This window comes from Mycobacterium innocens (assembly GCF_900566055.1).
GTDB lineage: Bacteria > Actinomycetota > Actinomycetes > Mycobacteriales > Mycobacteriaceae > Mycobacterium > Mycobacterium innocens.
In genome coordinates this window covers 1-15,002 of record NZ_UPHQ01000172.1, presented here as the reverse complement: position 1 = coordinate 15,002, position 15,002 = coordinate 1, and the positions used below count along the sequence as shown (strand labels likewise).

Sequence of the window (15,002 nt, the reverse complement as noted above, 5' to 3'; positions counted from 1 at the left end):
GTCAATCGGCAACGAGCCTATGGGAGGCCGTGATCAACGCCGACAGAGGTACTGCCGACGCAGCGACGACCGCTGGGGTTCCCTACCTCGATGTGCACGAAACCCACACCGGCGTCGTGGTGCTCGCCGGCGACCGGGCTTATAAGGCGAAGAAGCCGGTGTTGACCGACTTCCTGGATTTCCGGACACCTGCGCAACGCGAACGCGCCTGTCTGCGCGAAGTCGAGCTGAACAGCCGGCTGTCGCCCGACAGCTATCTCGGCATCGCGCACCTCTCCGACCCCGCCGGCGGCCCCGCTGAACCGGTCGTGGTGATGCGGCGTTACCGCGACATCGACCGGTTGGCGTGGCTGGCCGAGCACGGCGGGTCCGAGGCGTCCGTTCGGGAGCTACTGGACACCATCGCCGCAGTGCTAACCCGATTTCACGAGCATGCCGAGCGAAGTCCACTGATCGACGCCCAGGGCGAGGCCGGCGCGATCAATCGGCGCTGGACTGAGAACCTGACCGAACTTCACCGCTATGCGGGTACGGTGTTCTCCGACGAGTCGATCGGGCGGATCGAGCAGCTGGTTGCCGAATTCGTCTGCGGCCGTGGCGTTCTGTTCAGCCGCCGGATCGGCGAAGGCTGCATTGTCGACGGCCACGGCGATCTGCTTGCCGACGACATCTTCTGCGTGGACGACGGGCCGGCCCTGCTCGATTGCCTCGAGTTCGACGACGAACTTCGCTACGTCGACCGTATCGATGACGCAGCCTTCCTGGCCATGGATCTGGAGTTTTTGGGCCGCAACGACCTAGGCGAATACTTTCTCGATCGGTACCTGGCCCACTCCGGTGATACCTCGCCGAAGCCGCTGCATGACTTCTACATCGCCTATCGCGCGGTAGTGCGGGCCAAGGTCGACTGTGTCCGGCTGTCGCAGGGCAAGCCGGCGGCCGCGGCGGACGCTGCCCGGCATCTGGCCATAGCGATCCGGCATCTGCGCCAAGGCGCGGTTCGGCTGGCGCTCGTCGGCGGCAACCCGGGCACCGGAAAATCCACGCTGGCCCGGGCGTTGGCGGAACGCGTTGGGGCTCAGGTCATCTCCACCGACGATGTACGCCGGCAGCTGCTTGAGTGGGGCGCCATCGCCGGAGAGCCCGGCGTGTTGGATGCCGGGCTATACAGCCCCCGAAACGTCACGGCCGTCTACCAGGTAGCCCTGCGCCGAGCGCGTCTGAGTCTTGCGAATGGGCGGCCGGTGATCCTCGACGGGACCTGGCGCGATCCGCGGCTGCGGGCCCAAGCGCATCGCCTTGCCGCCGAAGCGCATTCGGCGCTGGTGGAACTGCTGTGCACGGTGCCGGTCGACACGGCGGCCGACCGGGTCAGGACCCGGCAGCCGGGCAATTCCGATGCGACGCCGCGGATCGCGGCGACCCTGGCCGCTCAGCACAACGGCTGGGACACCGCGCACCCGGTCGACACCTCTCGGGCGCTCGAGTTCTCGGTGCGGGAAGCCCACGATGTCTGGCTCACTGCCCCCGGAGTCGGCGCGGCGGAATAACACGGCGGTCGTCGTCGCAGTCCGCTCCCGGCCACAAAGAGCCGAGCCCAAGGCCCCTCTCGTCGAGGACCAACGGCCCTGTCCGCGCGCGGCGCAAGTTCATAGCGTTGACGTCACAGGCGAAGGGTGATGCTCATGACGGCGGCGACGGTACCCGATGTACCCGATGCGGTGGTGATCCGCGAAGCGGTGATGCTGGCATGTCATGCCCCGTCGTTGCACAACAGCCAGCCGTGGCGGTGGGTTGCGGTGGGTCCGGCGTTGCAGCTGTGGGCCGACTCGAGCCGGTCGATGCCGGCTACCGACCACACCGGCCGGGAACTGTTGCTGAGCTGTGGTGCGGTGCTGGATCACCTGCGCGTCGCCATGTCGGTCGCCGGCTGGGACACGACCACCGAACGGTTTCCCGACCCGGCAAGCCAGGACCAGCTGGCGACACTGCGATTTCGTCGCGCGGAAACCGTCAGTGCAGAGCAGCAGCGCCGGGCGCAGGCAATCCTGCGGCGCCGCACCGACCGACTGCCGTTCGACCCGCCCGCGCGGTGGACGGCTGCGGAGTCCGTGCTGCGCCGCGTGGTCGCACCCTATGACGTCCAACTGGACGTGGTGGCCGACGAGCAGCGTTCGGCCCTGGCCGAGGCGTCCCGGCTCACCGAGATGCTGCGCCGTTACGACACCACCTACCTCTCCGAATTACGTTGGTGGACATCGCCGTTCACAACAGACCCCAGTCACGCGCCGGAAGGCGCCCTGGTGTCCACCGCGGAAGCGGCCCGGGTCGACATCGCACGGGCTTTTCCGCCGGCCGGCGGAGGGCGGCGTCGCCCGGGCATCGATCATGACCAGTCCAAGATCGTGGTGTTGTCCACGGATAGCGATGACCCGTTGGACGTGTTGCGCTGCGGCGAGGCGATGTCGGCCGTGCTGCTCGAATGCACCACGGCGGGCATGGCCACCTGCACGCTGACGCATATGACCGAAATCGCGATGAGCCGCAACATCATCGCCCAGATCACCGGGACTGCGGGCCGGCCACAGCTGCTCATCCGACTCGGCCGATCACCGGCCAACGACCAGCACGTGGAGCGCACCGCGCGGCGGCCCGTGACGGAAGTACTCGAGTTTCGGCGTTGACCGGCGCCACCGGGAAGGAGGTTCAGCCCATGACGCGGCACTGGCTGGTAATGGAGACGGCGAACGGACCGCAGGCGCCGTTCGTCACCCGGGTGGCCGGCGCCGGCCGGCATCTGCCCGAAACCCATCTCACCACGGACGAATTGATGGCGACCACTCGTCATCACACCCACATCGACCTGGAAAGGCTGACCGGAATCCACGAGCGCCGGGTCTCGGTGGGTGATGAGGATTCCTACTCCCTGGCCACGTCGGCGGCACTGAACGCACTGGCAGCGGCGCGGCAGGACCCGGCATCGTTGGATGTGGTGATCAACTGCAGCATCACCAAGTTCCGCGGCGGCCTCACCCAATGGCTGGAACCGACCATGAGCAGCGCCATTGCCCGCGCCATCGGGGCGCGCCGGGCGATGACGTTCGATGTATCCAACGCGTGTGCCGGAATGCTCACCGGCGTAACCATTTTGAACAACTGGATCCGCCAGGGCGTGGTCGAGCGCGGACTGGTCGTCAGCGGCGAGTACATCTCGCAGCTCAGCCGCAACGCGGCCCGCCACATCCGCAACATCATGAGCAAGGAGTTGGCCTCGTTGACCCTCGGCGATGCCGGGGCGGCCCTGCTGCTGGAGCGGGCACCCGTCGGCTCGGCGGGAATCGCTTTGGCCGGGTTCACCACCGTCGCCGACTACAGCCGGCTGTGTCTGGCCTACCCGCGCGGGGACGATCCGGGCGCGCGGATGTTCACCAAAGCCCGCGCCATCCACCAGGCCGCGATGGCCAACACGCCGCTGCTGTTACAGGAAGTCCTTGATACGGCCGGCATTTCGATTCACGACATCGACCACGTGATCACCCATCAGACGTCGGCGCGGGCAATCCGCAAGGGCATGGCCCGAATGTCGCAGTCGTTCGGCGACAAGCCCCGCCATGACGCGGTGATCACCGTTGACCGGTACGGCAACACGGCATCGACCACCCACACGGTGGCGCTCGTCGAGGAACTCGAGGCCGGACACGTCGCGCCCGGGGAACGGATCGCGCTGATCGCTCTCGCTTCGGGGCTCGAAATTGGGATCGTCTTACTGACCCTGGATGAGGACATGGTGAGCCGGTATGGGCACAGTCATTGACCGAGTCGACCTCACGCACCCGGGCCTGCTGCACCGGCACAGCGCGCTGCACCTGGCCGTCACCGCGGCCAAGGATTGCCTGCAGCGAGCGGGATGCGATCCAGGCGAGCTGGATCTCGTGGTCAACGCAGGGATTTATCGCGACCGGAATCTGGGCGAACCCGCGCTGGCAGCGCTGATCCAGGACGACATCGGGGCCAACCCCGAGGATCCGCATGCCGGTGGTCACGGCACGTTCTCGTTCGACATCGCCAACGGCGCCTGCGGTGTGTTGACCGCGCTGCAGATCGTCGACGGTTTTCTGCGGACCCACAGCATCAATCGCGCGCTGATCGTGGCCAGCGACGCCGATCCGGGACACGGGATGAGCGAGCACTTTCCCTTCTCGGCCGCCGGAGCCGCGTTGCTGTGCGGCTGGACCAATGACGATTACGGTTTGAGCCGCGTCTCGTGGGCGAACCTGGACGACGGGGCAACCGACGAGACATTCTGTGCCACAGTTGGTTTCGCCGACGCCCGTAATGTTCTCCGGTTCAGCGAGTCGGCCGACATCGATGATCAGTTCGCCGCCGCCGCAGTCGAGGCGGTGGCGGCCTGCCTGGCGGCGCATTCCGTGCGGCTTTCGGCCATCGACATGATCGTCGCTGCCCCGGCACGGCAGGGGTTCCGTGCGGCGCTGGGCAACCGGCTCGGGGTGCCGGCCGACCTGATCCGCGTGGCCGATGACGAGCGCATGCATACGGCGGCGCTGGCGGCAGCCTTCGAGGGGCAGGTGGAGAGCCTGCCCGCGGGCACCCAGGTGCTGTTCGTCGCCGCGGGTGCCGGCGTCACGGCGGGCGCCGCGCTCTATCGTCAGCCGCCCCGCGTCGTCGGGTGAACATGTAGACCCGGCGTCCGGGGCAGTGCCACGATACCGCGGTGGACGTCGGTCGAACCGTCGCAGCGGACGCGGCCTGCCGAACGTGTGGCAGCGTGGTGACCGCCACCGCGAAGTTCTGCAGCGAATGCGGTGAGCCACTGACCCGCAGCGCCCGATCAGCGGAGTACAAGCAAGTCATCGTCTTGTTCGCCGACGTCGTCCGCTCGATGGACATGGCTGCCTTGCTGGGCGCCGAGCGGCTGCGCGAGATCATGGCTGAGGTGTTCAACCGCTCGTCAACCGCGGTGCGGCGTTACGGCGGCACGGTCGACAAGTTCACCGGCGACGGCATTATGGCGGTATTCGGGGCACCGGCCGCGCTCGAAGATCACGCGTTGCGAGCGTGTCTGGCGGCGGTGGCCATTCAACGCGAAATCCAGCCACTTGCCGACGATGTCGAACGCGACGACGGGTGGCGTTGCGGTTGCGGGTCGGGCTCAATTCGGGTCAGGTGATTGCCGGTGAAATCGATTCCGGCCCAGCGGGTTACACAGCGATAGGCGAACAGCTCGGGATGGCGCAACGCATGGAATCCGCCGCCCCGCCCGGCGGTGTGATGATCAGCGAATCGACCGCGCGCCTGGTCGAAAATGCCGCTGTCCTGGGTGATTCCGAGCTGGTGCAGATCAAGGGCACTGACGTGGCCGTGCCGGCGCCCCGGCTGCTGGCCGTGGGCGACGGGCGCACCCAACGTCAGCGACGGGAGCCGACACTGGTGGGCCGGACCTGGGAGCTGAGCACCCTGGCCGGAATTCTGGACCAGGCCATCGACGGCCACGGCTGCGTGGCCGGAGTGCTCGCTGGTCCTGGTGACCTATCGCCCCGAGTACCGAGGGCCGTTGTCGCACACGCCGGGTGGCCAAAAGATCGCCCTTGCGCCGTTGAACGCAGACCAGACCCGTACACTTGCCGGCGAGTTGCTGGGCGGCCACCCCTCGGTGGCCGGACTGAGCGTGCAGATCATCGAGCAAGCGCCGCGACACCGTGATCTCGCATCGGCCCGAACCAGCTGGCAGCGCGCGCGAATTGCGGCCGACGGCCTGCCCACTACCGATCCGGCCCGGGTGAGGTTGCAGATTCAGTCGCAAACTCTGTTGTGCGCCAGCGCGTTTCTCGCCGCGCCCAATGCCGCTGATACCGGCTTCGAGGAACTGCGCGAACTGTGCACGGCGGCCGGCGACGGGATTTCGCTGGCGATCGGTATGTCCGGGATCATCATGGCGCTCGCGGTCAACGGCCGTGCTCGCGATGCGGCACACCTGGCCGGCGAGTTCACCGAACTGGTCGAATCGATCGCAGATCCGACGCTCACCGTCGCTCTGTTCGATGCGGGGTGCTACGCGAAACTGGAGGCCGGCGAGGTCCGGGAGGCCTGGCGGCTGGCGCAGCGGGCTGTCGATCTGGCCGCCGGAGATCCGACGAAAGGCAGTCTCATCTTCGGTTCACCGCTGGCAATGGCAACGGGCCTCAAAGGTTTCGTCGGAATCTGCCTTGGCTGCCGACACGACCGCCTTGGCGGACGCCGCCGAGGCACTACGTATTGCCGAGCAGACCGGCGACGAGCTGGTTCTGGGGTTCGCCCGACTTGCGCACGGCTTGACGCAAATCCATCATGGCGGCGCCCACCGCGACGATGGCCTCGCGCTGCTGGTCGAGGCGCGGCAGTCAGCGGTGAGGCAGCGTTTTGTCAGCTTGGCGATCGCCGTCGTCGACCCCGAGATAGCCAGACACAAAGTGCGACAAGGAGATCTCGACGGCGCCATCGAACTGGCGCGTTCGGCCGTCGACGACAGCTTCGCCTCCGGTGAGATGATATGGCGCTGGCCGGCCGTCACCGCTATGGTCGAATCCCTGCTTGCTCGTGGCACCGACGCCGACCTCAAGGAAGCCCAATCCGCGATCGACCGGTTGGCCGCGGTACCCACCGACCCGGGGTTCGTCCTTCACGAATTGCCGCTGCTGCGGGTTCGCGGTCTGGTTGCCCTGGCGCACGGCGACGCGGCCGGCCATGACGAATTCATGGCGCTTCTTCGGGCCAGGGCCGCTGCGCTGGGCTTCGAACCTCTGGCTGCCGCAACCACTTCGGTTCATTCCTGAGGCGCCGGCAGACACGGCCCCGGTGTGGGAATTAACTGTTGCGGCTGTTTTTGAGTGCGGTGGTGATCATCGGAAGCTGCAACGGCAGCCGCGCCAGCGCGATGATCCGCATCGGCCAGGGCTTGTCCCACCACAGCCGGACCATGTTCAGATTGCCCGGAAAGACCGCTACGAAAAGCCCCGCGGCCGCCAGCGCGGCCAATCGCCGGGTGCGTCGCGGCAGCAACAGCGCTCCGATGACCAACTCGGCGACACCCGATACGTAGGTATAGAGCCGCGGGTTTCCGGGTAGTTCGGCGGGGATGATGTCGTCGAACGGTTTGGGCGCCACGAAGTGGACGGTGCCCACGCCGATCAGCAGCGCGGCGATCCGATACGCCGCGATCTGGTTGCGGTCACGCCGCGCACCGGCAGGCTCGGTCACCGATGAGGTCGAATTCTGCCCGGGACTCATCGCCGTGCCTGCTGCCAGGAAATGATGCGTTCGGCCAGCTCCGGTCCGCTGTCCTCCTGGATGAAGTGGTTGGCGTTGATTCGGGCATGCGGCTGGCCCGCCGCGCCCGGGATGTGGTTGATCAACGGACGGTCGGCTCGGCCCAGGATCGGGTCCCGTTTCCCGAAGATCGCAAGGAATGGCTTCTCCCACCGGCCAAGTGCGTCCCAGGCGGCCCGGTTGGCCGCAATGGCGGGGTCGTCGGCCGAGGTCGGTACCAACTGGGGAAAAGCGCGGGCGCCTGCTTGGTACCGCTTGTCGGGGAACGGAGCGTCGTAGCCGGCCCGCACCTCGGCCGGGACCTTGTGCACGGTGCCGGTGTCGACGATGCGGCCCGCAGGCAGCACGGGGGAGTAGCGCGCGAAAGCCCGCCAGATGTAGAAGGCGGGCGGGGTGCGCTGCTGCGCGGCGGGAAGGAAGCCGTTTGCCACCACCAGCGCCGCTATCCGGGCATCCAGTTCCGCGGCGATACGCAGGCCGATCAGCGATCCCCAGTCTTGCACGAAGAGCGTGACGTCGTGCAGGTCGAGATTCTCGAACCACGACGTCACCCATTCGACATGACGCAGGTAGGTGTAATCCTCGATGCGCGTTGGCTTGTCGGAGCGGCCGAAGCCGATCAGATCGGGTGCCAGGACCCGGTGGCCGGCCTTGGCGAGCGGCGGGATCATCGTCCGGTACAGGTAGCTCCAGGTGGGCTCGCCATGCAGCAGCACGATCGGCGGCCCGTCGGTGGGGCCCTCGTCGAGGTAGTGCATGCGCAACGTCTGGGTGTCGGTTGCCGCCACATCGACGTAGTGCGGTGCGAACGGGTAGCCGACCAGGTTTTCGAACCGGGCATCCGGTGTTCTCAGGACATCCATGAGTCAGCTCCTTCGGGGCGGCACGGTGAACTCGTCTGCTACGGCAAGCCTGCCATGCCGCTGCGCCGGGCAGGTGGACCGCCCGGTCCAGCCGGCCCACCGCGACAGCTGATCACCGCGACACCCCGAACCACGCACCCCGGACACCGAAACACCGTGCCGCAGTTGGTCTCTCGCGGCCCGCAGCCACGCCGGCGATGAGCGTGGCATTGGCGCCGCGGAGCCGACAGCTGCTTGGGCGCGGCGGGACGCGACGCTCATCCGACCATGGTGCCGGTGCTGCGCGGGCGCTTGCCGGGCGGGATTTCTGCGGCGTCTAGCATGTGCGGGAGTACGCGGCTGCGGCCAGACAGGAGATCTCATGGTCGAGATTCACGTGGAGCGGACCATTGCTGCGCCCGTGGAAAAGGTCTTCGACTGGCTGGCCGACCCGCACGCGTTGACCGCCGCGCCGTTGGTGCTCCGGGCCGGTTACACCAAGGACTCGTCGCCGCCGGGGCCGGGCGCGGTGCGTGAAGTGGTGGCGCTCGGCACGTGGTTTCGCGAGCAGATCACGGCCTTTGATCGGCCGCACAGCTACACCTACCTCATCCTGCGCTCATTTCCGCCGTTCAATCATGAGGGCGGCACCTTGACGTTCACTCCCGCGGGAAACGGTACCCACGTCGATTGGCTGACCACCTATACCCATCCGGCTCGGGCCGGAGGCAACCTGCTGGCCGCGGTCACCCGCCCGCTGTTGCGCTCGAGTTTCCTGGCGATCCTGGCCGCCTGCGCGAAGACGCTCGAAGGCTAGCGGTGCCGACGAATCGGCTCGCGGTTGCGCGCCACCGACGTCCACCGGGGACCGGCCGTGGTCCGCGCTGAACGTGCCCGGGCGCGCACGTTCGTCGTGACCGGTGCAGGCTCGGGCATCGGCTTGGCGACCGCCCGCCGCCTGCTGGACGAAGGTGGCTCGGTCGTCGGCGCCGACCTCGTCGCCCCGCACCAGGATCTCGGCGGGCGATTCACGTTCGTGGCGGCCGACGTGACCGACGAAGCCGCCGTCGCCGCCGTCTTGGACGCCGTGCCCGGCCGCCTGGACGGGGTCGTTCACTGCGCCGGGGTCGCCGGCGGCGGCCCGGTCCACCTGCTGCCGCGGACCGAGTGGGACCGGGTGATCGGGATCAACCTCACCGCGACGTTCCTGGTGGCCAAGGCCGCGCTGGCCAGGATGATCGAGCAACCCCGCGTCGACGGCGAGCGCGGCTCGATCGTCACCCTGGCCAGCATCGAAGGTCTGGAAGGCACCGCCGGCGGTAGCTCCTACAACGCCGCCAAGGGCGGTGTCGTGTTGTTGACCAAAAACATTGCACTCGACTACGGGCCGAGCGGCATCCGCGCGAACGCCATCTGCCCGGGCTTCATCGCCACGCCGATGACCGAAAGCGTCTTCGGGATGCCGGGCATGGAGGGCCCGCAGGCCTCGATCATCGCCGAGCATGCCCTGCGGCGGCTGGGCCGCCCGGAGGAGGTCGCGGCCATGGCCGCCTTTCTCGTGTCGCCGGAGGCATCCTTCGTCACGGGTCAGGCCATTGCCGTCGACGGCGGCTACACGGCCGGACGCGACCACGGCGTTGTCCGGCTCTTCGGCTTTCCGGAGTGAGACGAATGATAGGAACCCCCATGACGTCGACAGCCGAAACGAGCGGGCGGGTCGTCGCATTGGCCCGCGGGATGCGGGAGCTGGTGCGGGCCGAGGCCGCCGAGTCCGAGCGCAAGCGCACGCTGACCGATCCGATCGTCGATGAGATGTGGGCCACCGGGCTGATGTCTGCGCTCAGTCCCGTCGCCGCCGGCGGGGTCGAGCCGCCGTTGGTCGACATGATCGAGATGTGGATCGAAATGGCTTGGCAGGATGGGTCTTTCGGCTGGATCGGGATTGCGAACCTACCGTCGCGGTTCGCCGCCGCGACCTATCTGCCCGACGACGGCTTCGCCGAGGTGTTCAGTGCGCACGACAACCATGTCACGATGGGCGGCCAGTTCTTCCCCAACGGGCAGGGGACCGCCGTCGACGGCGGCTACCGGTTGAGCGGATCATGGAGCTTCGGCTCGGGCATCGGCCATTCGCAGTACATCGCCGCCGGGTTTTTCCCGATGGACAACGGCGAGATGCGCTGGATCGGCGAAGGCATCCCCGACATGCGGGTGGCCGTGGTTCCGCGCGACGACATCCAGTTCAACGACGGCTGGTACGTGCAGGGGCTCAAGGGAACCGGGTCTTATGACTACAGCGCCCAGGATGTCTTCGTGCCGCACAGCCGGACGTTTCCGCTGTTCACCCGTGAGCCGTACCGGGGGAGCTCGCCGGCCACCCGCATGGGCCTGATGCCGGTGACCGCCGCCGGACACGCATCGTGGGCGCTCGGGGTCGCCAAGAGCATGCTCGACGACGTCGCTGACCTGGCGGCCACGAAGTACCGGATGAGCGACATGGCGCCATTGGCCAGTCGCCCGACCTTCCAGAAAGGGCTCGCGCACCACGTCGCGGCGTGGCGGGCCGCCCGCCTTCTGGTAATCGACGCGTTCACCACCGCCGAAGCCGCGGTCGCCGCCGGTGACGACCTGACCCCGATGTTGCGGGCGGATCTGCGCGCGGCCGCGGTCTTCGCCACCGATACGGCACGAAGCTGCGCGGAGTGGGCGCACCTGGTCGCCGGAACGAGCTCGATCCGCGAAGGCAGTCGTCTCGAGCGCGCGTTCCGTGACATGTACACCGGGACTCAGCACGCCTTCATCAGCGAGAAGGTGGCCATCGATTGCGCCCAGGTGTGGCTGGGCATCATCGACGACCAGTTCGGCCTCTGAAGCTTTGCGTCCGCTTTGCCATGGCGATCCGGCTCGCCGGGACGGCGATCAGCCGATCTCGGGTGCGGTAAGTTGGCAAAGAATTGCCAACCCATCCGGAAAACGGTTCGCCATGGATGACCACGCTCTTGCCGCACGGCTGGCCACCGAGGCCGGACAGCTTCTGCTCCAAGTCCGGCAGGAATTCGCCGACGCCGCGGCGAGCGAGCGAAAGTCGATGGGGGACAAGCGATCTCATGACTTTCTGATGCAAGCACTGGCCATCCAGCGTCCCGCCGATGCGGTGCTGTCCGAGGAGGGCGTCGACGACCCGGTGCGGTTGCGCTCGGCGCGGGTGTGGATCATCGATCCGCTCGACGGTACCCGGGAGTTCTCCGAACTCGGACGTGAGGACTGGGCGGTTCACGTCGCGCTGTGGCAGACCGATGAGCTTGTTGCCGGTGCCGTGGCACTGCCGGCGCAGGGCATCACCCTGGCGACACCGTACGTTCAGCCGCCGCCCGCCGCATCCGGCCGACCACGCATCGTGGTGTCGCGCACCCGTGCGCCCGCGATCGCGCTGGCCGTGCGCGACGCGTTGCACGGCACACTGGTCGAGATGGGCTCGGCCGGCGCCAAGGTGGCAGCGGTGGTGCAGGGGTCGGCCGATGTGTACGTGCACGCCGGAGGCCAGTACGAATGGGACTCCGCTGCGCCGGTGGCGGTGGCCCGGTCCGCCGGTATGCATGCCTCCCGCATCGACGGATCCCCCCTGGTGTACAACCGGGCGGATCCGAGGCTTCCGGACCTGGTGGTATGCCGCCCCGAGCTGGCCGAAGCCGTATTGACCGCCACCGGCGTCGCGGACCGGCGGCTCAATACCGGCGATACGGAAAAGCGAATTGTGTAAAGCCGAGAAGCTGTTTCCCGTCGCCGCCCAATGACTTTCGCGAGCTCCTCCGCCGATCGGGGCCGGGGACCCGTCGCCAACGCTGGCGCTCAATGACACGGTAGCGCAGCTCCGCAGGTCGGGGGCGGCCGTCATCTCCTTCGGCGCCGGTGCCGCTACCATTCCGCCGCCGGACACGACATTCGGCGCGTTGGCCGCCTTCGACGTCAAGAACGCGTCGGGCTACGGCAGTAGTAGCGGGGAGCCTGCGCTCCTGACGGCGCTAAGTGACTGGTACGCAGCCGAATTCGGCCGATCGACCACTGCGGCACATCATGTCGTCACCAACGGCGCCAAGCAGGCGATCATGATCGCACTTTTGGCGCTGTGCGACGTGCGCGACGAAATAGCGATTCCGGCCCCGTGCTGGCCGAGTTACCTTGATATCGACCGCCTTTCGGGCCTGACGACAAGAGTGCTGCCGTACCTGTCCGGCTCGCCTGATATCGGCGCGTGGATCGATCATGTCGGCGATCAGACCAAGGCGATCGTCTACTCCAGCCCGTCCAACCCGACCGGGTCGGTATTGCCGGCAACGGACGTGCGGGCCCTCAGCGAATGGGCAAAAGCAACGGGTCGCTGGCTGATAGCCGACGAAATATACCAGTTTCAATACTATGCGGAGGACGGTCCCGCTCCGTCGGTCCTGCACTTACCCGAAGGGGAATCCGAACACGTCGTCCATATCTCCAGCGCATCCAAGACATTCGCACTGATGGGCCATCGGATTGGCTGGATCACCGCGCACCCCAGCGTGATTGCCCGGTGCTCGGGAATCGCGTCGAACATGGCCGGCAATGTGAACACCGCCGGGCAAGCGTTGGTGACCCGCGCCTTGTCAACGCCCCGCGACGAGTTAGGGCACCGCTCGGCACAACTCAAACGGCAACGCGATGTCCTCTGCGCCGCGCTGCGTGATTGTGTCCCGTGGCTGCGCTGGTCGACGCCCGACGGTGGTCTGTTCTACTTCTTGTCCGCGGCGAAGAGTTTCACCATGAGGCCGGATGCCACGCTGCCGACCACGATCAGCGCTACACCCACCGCGAAATCCACGGAGTCGGTGACCAGGCCCGCGATCCCGGTGACCACGACGAATGTGGGCAACCACTCGACGAGCCCGATGGTCGACGGCAACCGGGCCGGTTCGTCATTGGCCAGGTCGAACTTGGCCGAGGCGTAATCCGGGTAGAACTCGGTGACCGCCACCGCGAAGAAGATGGCCGCCAGCTGCAGGATCCAGCCCGTCCAGAAGTTGCTGGGGTCGTGAAAGGCATAATCACCGACGAAGCCGACCGCTGCTGCGAACGTGAATGCGCCTGCCCACACGACGGTGAGCACCGCATTGATTCGCTGGAATAGCGGGCTGTCCCAATACTCTTGTGGTGTCGTGTCTTTGGCGTAGGCCATGGTGAACGGCTTGCAGATCAGCAGGGTGAGCCAGGCGAAACCGGCCAGGGAGATGTTGGTCAGCTCGCCGGACCACAGTTCCAGCCAACGGATCACGTTGTCGGTCGCGACCAATCCGATGACGGCCAGCGCCGCGAAGAACAGCGCACCGAAGACCTCCAGCGTGTGAACCCTGATGCCCCGGATGAGACCGGCAACCATGACGAGCAACGAGAACCCCAGCGCGGCGACTACCGCTTCCTCGAAGCGGCCCGGTCCGGACAGGATTGACAGCAACGCCCACGGCGCGATTCCGGCGAAGGGCGACTTCAGAAACGAGTCGATCACGCCTGCCCTGCGGTTTGCCTCCGGCCGGCCCTTCGACGGCTGAGCGTCGTTGTCGTTACCGGAAGGGGCCGGCAGGTTAGGGCGGGGGGTGTGACTCATCTGGAACTCCTCGCGGTATCGACCGTCCAATTATGACATGTGAATAGTGGCATGTCGTTAGTGACATGTCAATGATGGACGGTTACTATGAGCTGGTGAGCTTGCGACATGCCGCGCTGGGGTTGCTTTCCCAGGAGCCAGGTAGTGGATATGACTTGCTGAAACGGTTCAAGTTGTCGATGGACAATGTCTGGCCGGCTACCCAGAGTCAGCTCTACGGCGAGCTCAACAAGCTCGCTGCCGCCGGGCTGATCAAGGCATCCGACACGGGGCCGCGGGGGCGCAAAGAGTACGCGATCACCGATGCGGGCATTGCGGAGCTCAATCGCTGGATCACTTCTCCGCAGGAGGATCCGCCCATTCGCAACGCTGCGTTGCTGCGGGTGTTTCTGCTCGGCCACCTGCCTCCCGGCCAGGCGCGTAAGTATTTGGAATCACTGTTGTCGCTGGCCGAGGAGGAGCACGCGCACTACCAGCAGATCCGCGACGCCTACGACTGGTCCGACGATGACGACAGCTTCTTTGCCCGCGCCGTTCTCGAGCAGGGATTACGGTGGACTCGCCACGAGATCGACTGGGCCACCTGGGTCATCGAGGGCCTGGATCGGCGCGGCGCCCACGGCAATGACTAAACCCGGAACTTTCAGTAAGGCGTGGACGTGGGGTGGCAATCAGCATGTCTCCGGTATGCGGCACATGCGTTGGGGGTCGGCCGGCGTGCAGGTCCGCGTCCCGGCAGCGGCTGTGGCCCTTGGCCTCACTGCAGTGTCGGTTTACATTTTCTGTCTACCGCTAGAGCCCGCCTAGTAGCGACAAATCCGTTGCGCTGTGGGAGTTGTCGCTACTAGGCGGGCACTTCGGGTATCGGGTCTGTCGTGTGACTGGTGTGGTGGTCGCGGCAAATCCGGTGCGATGTTCGCTGTGAGTGAAATGTGAATTCGGTTGTTGGGCGGGCACTTTCTGCCCGGTTTTTGTCGGTGCCCGCCGATAGGTTGGGTTCATGGATTGGCAGGCGATCGCGGCGGCCTTCGACGGGTTGGATGCGGCGCTGGATGCGGTGATGGGTCTGAACTTTGATGCGTTGAGCACCGCGCAGTGGTTGACGCTGCTGGGGCGCTGCGAAAAAGCGCGCCGCCGCCTACCGGTGCCCGAGCATCAGCTGATCAACCACCTGGCCCGCCAAGCCAGCGCCGCAGAACTGGGCG

13 protein-coding genes and 3 pseudogenes are annotated in these 15,002 nt (G+C 66.7%); 13 read left to right on the top strand and 3 right to left on the bottom strand.

From position 1 onward, the window contains the following. Nucleotides 1–32: 32 nt before the first annotated feature. From EET03_RS17140 to EET03_RS31665, 6 genes and pseudogenes are all read left to right on the top strand, one after another. Complete coding sequence (locus EET03_RS17140) at nucleotides 33–1,550, top strand: bifunctional aminoglycoside phosphotransferase/ATP-binding protein (RefSeq protein WP_244232415.1); 1,518 nt, start codon at nucleotides 33–35, stop codon at nucleotides 1,548–1,550. Nucleotides 1,551–1,685: 135 nt separating this feature from the next. Further along, nucleotides 1,686–2,684, top strand: coding sequence for an Acg family FMN-binding oxidoreductase (locus EET03_RS17135; protein WP_099194217.1), 999 nt, complete (start codon nucleotides 1,686–1,688; stop codon nucleotides 2,682–2,684). 29 nt (nucleotides 2,685–2,713) lie between these two features. Next, nucleotides 2,714–3,814, top strand: coding sequence for a 3-oxoacyl-ACP synthase III family protein (locus EET03_RS17130; RefSeq protein ID WP_075543517.1), 1,101 nt, complete (start codon nucleotides 2,714–2,716; stop codon nucleotides 3,812–3,814). After that, a complete protein-coding gene (locus EET03_RS17125; RefSeq protein WP_099193615.1) occupies nucleotides 3,798–4,691 on the top strand; it encodes a beta-ketoacyl-[acyl-carrier-protein] synthase family protein in 894 nt (297 codons plus the stop codon). Before EET03_RS17130 ends, EET03_RS17125 begins: the two co-directional genes overlap by 17 nt. A gap of 209 nt (nucleotides 4,692–4,900) precedes the next feature. Beyond that, nucleotides 4,901–5,550 (top strand): annotated as a pseudogene (locus tag EET03_RS31670) (adenylate/guanylate cyclase domain-containing protein); the annotation flags it as partial. 674 nt (nucleotides 5,551–6,224) lie between these two features. After that, a complete protein-coding gene (locus EET03_RS31665) occupies nucleotides 6,225–6,830 on the top strand; it encodes a hypothetical protein (protein WP_075543487.1) in 606 nt (201 codons plus the stop codon). Nucleotides 6,831–6,861: 31 nt separating this feature from the next. Here EET03_RS31665 and EET03_RS17105 read toward each other — a convergent pair whose 3' ends face one another. Then, nucleotides 6,862–7,284 carry a DoxX family protein gene (locus EET03_RS17105; protein WP_425271533.1) on the bottom strand — a complete coding sequence of 141 codons (423 nt, stop codon included), beginning with the start codon at nucleotides 7,282–7,284 and terminating at the stop codon, nucleotides 6,862–6,864. Beyond that, nucleotides 7,281–8,186 (bottom strand): haloalkane dehalogenase, encoded by a 906-nt coding sequence (locus tag EET03_RS17100; protein WP_075543486.1) that lies wholly within the window; start codon nucleotides 8,184–8,186, stop codon nucleotides 7,281–7,283. Before EET03_RS17100 ends, EET03_RS17105 begins: the two co-directional genes overlap by 4 nt. Nucleotides 8,187–8,547: 361 nt before the next feature. Here EET03_RS17100 and EET03_RS17095 point away from each other — a divergent pair, with 361 nt between their 5' ends. The 5 genes and pseudogenes from EET03_RS17095 to EET03_RS33065 form a co-directional block, all read left to right on the top strand. Then, nucleotides 8,548–8,982 carry an SRPBCC family protein gene (locus EET03_RS17095; RefSeq protein WP_075543485.1) on the top strand — a complete coding sequence of 145 codons (435 nt, stop codon included), beginning with the start codon at nucleotides 8,548–8,550 and terminating at the stop codon, nucleotides 8,980–8,982. Between the two features lie 57 nt (nucleotides 8,983–9,039). Further along, the gene (locus EET03_RS17090; protein ID WP_075543515.1) at nucleotides 9,040–9,831 is read left to right on the top strand and encodes an SDR family NAD(P)-dependent oxidoreductase; all 792 of its coding nucleotides are present in this window, start codon (nucleotides 9,040–9,042) and stop codon (nucleotides 9,829–9,831) included. A 20-nt stretch (nucleotides 9,832–9,851) separates the two neighbouring features. After that, a complete protein-coding gene (locus tag EET03_RS17085; RefSeq protein WP_075543484.1) occupies nucleotides 9,852–11,036 on the top strand; it encodes an acyl-CoA dehydrogenase family protein in 1,185 nt (394 codons plus the stop codon). 112 nt (nucleotides 11,037–11,148) lie between these two features. Next, nucleotides 11,149–11,925 (top strand): 3'(2'),5'-bisphosphate nucleotidase CysQ, encoded by a 777-nt coding sequence (locus EET03_RS17080; RefSeq protein WP_075543483.1) that lies wholly within the window; start codon nucleotides 11,149–11,151, stop codon nucleotides 11,923–11,925. Nucleotides 11,926–12,115: 190 nt separating this feature from the next. After that, a pseudogene (locus EET03_RS33065) lies at nucleotides 12,116–12,889 on the top strand (pyridoxal phosphate-dependent aminotransferase); the annotation flags it as partial. A gap of 38 nt (nucleotides 12,890–12,927) precedes the next feature. Here the strand turns inward: EET03_RS33065 and EET03_RS31660 are convergent. Continuing rightward, nucleotides 12,928–13,797: a DUF3159 domain-containing protein gene (locus EET03_RS31660; RefSeq protein WP_075543482.1), complete on the bottom strand. Its 870-nt coding sequence runs from the start codon at nucleotides 13,795–13,797 to the stop codon at nucleotides 12,928–12,930. Between the two features lie 95 nt (nucleotides 13,798–13,892). Between EET03_RS31660 and EET03_RS17070 the strand changes: the two genes are divergently transcribed. Both EET03_RS17070 and EET03_RS17065 read left to right on the top strand, forming a co-directional pair. After that, nucleotides 13,893–14,429 carry a PadR family transcriptional regulator gene (locus EET03_RS17070; protein WP_075543514.1) on the top strand — a complete coding sequence of 179 codons (537 nt, stop codon included), beginning with the start codon at nucleotides 13,893–13,895 and terminating at the stop codon, nucleotides 14,427–14,429. 368 nt (nucleotides 14,430–14,797) lie between these two features. Further along, a pseudogene (locus EET03_RS17065) lies at nucleotides 14,798–15,002 on the top strand (13E12 repeat family protein); the annotation flags it as partial.

Bases quoted from the DNA above. Each gene is read 5' to 3' on its own strand.
- EET03_RS17080 (WP_075543483.1), top strand. From the start codon at position 11,149: ATGGATGACCACGCTCTTGCCGCACGGCTGGCCACCGAGGCCGGACAG.
- EET03_RS17135 (WP_099194217.1), top strand. From the start codon at position 1,686: ATGACGGCGGCGACGGTACCCGATGTACCCGATGCGGTGGTGATCCGC.
- EET03_RS17100 (WP_075543486.1), bottom strand. From the start codon at position 8,186: ATGGATGTCCTGAGAACACCGGATGCCCGGTTCGAAAACCTGGTCGGC.
- EET03_RS31660 (WP_075543482.1), bottom strand. From the start codon at position 13,797: ATGAGTCACACCCCCCGCCCTAACCTGCCGGCCCCTTCCGGTAACGAC.
- EET03_RS17085 (WP_075543484.1), top strand. From the start codon at position 9,852: ATGACGTCGACAGCCGAAACGAGCGGGCGGGTCGTCGCATTGGCCCGC.
- EET03_RS17105 (WP_425271533.1), bottom strand. From the start codon at position 7,284: ATGAGTCCCGGGCAGAATTCGACCTCATCGGTGACCGAGCCTGCCGGT.
- EET03_RS17125 (WP_099193615.1), top strand. From the start codon at position 3,798: ATGGGCACAGTCATTGACCGAGTCGACCTCACGCACCCGGGCCTGCTG.
- EET03_RS17130 (WP_075543517.1), top strand. From the start codon at position 2,714: ATGACGCGGCACTGGCTGGTAATGGAGACGGCGAACGGACCGCAGGCG.
- EET03_RS17095 (WP_075543485.1), top strand. From the start codon at position 8,548: ATGGTCGAGATTCACGTGGAGCGGACCATTGCTGCGCCCGTGGAAAAG.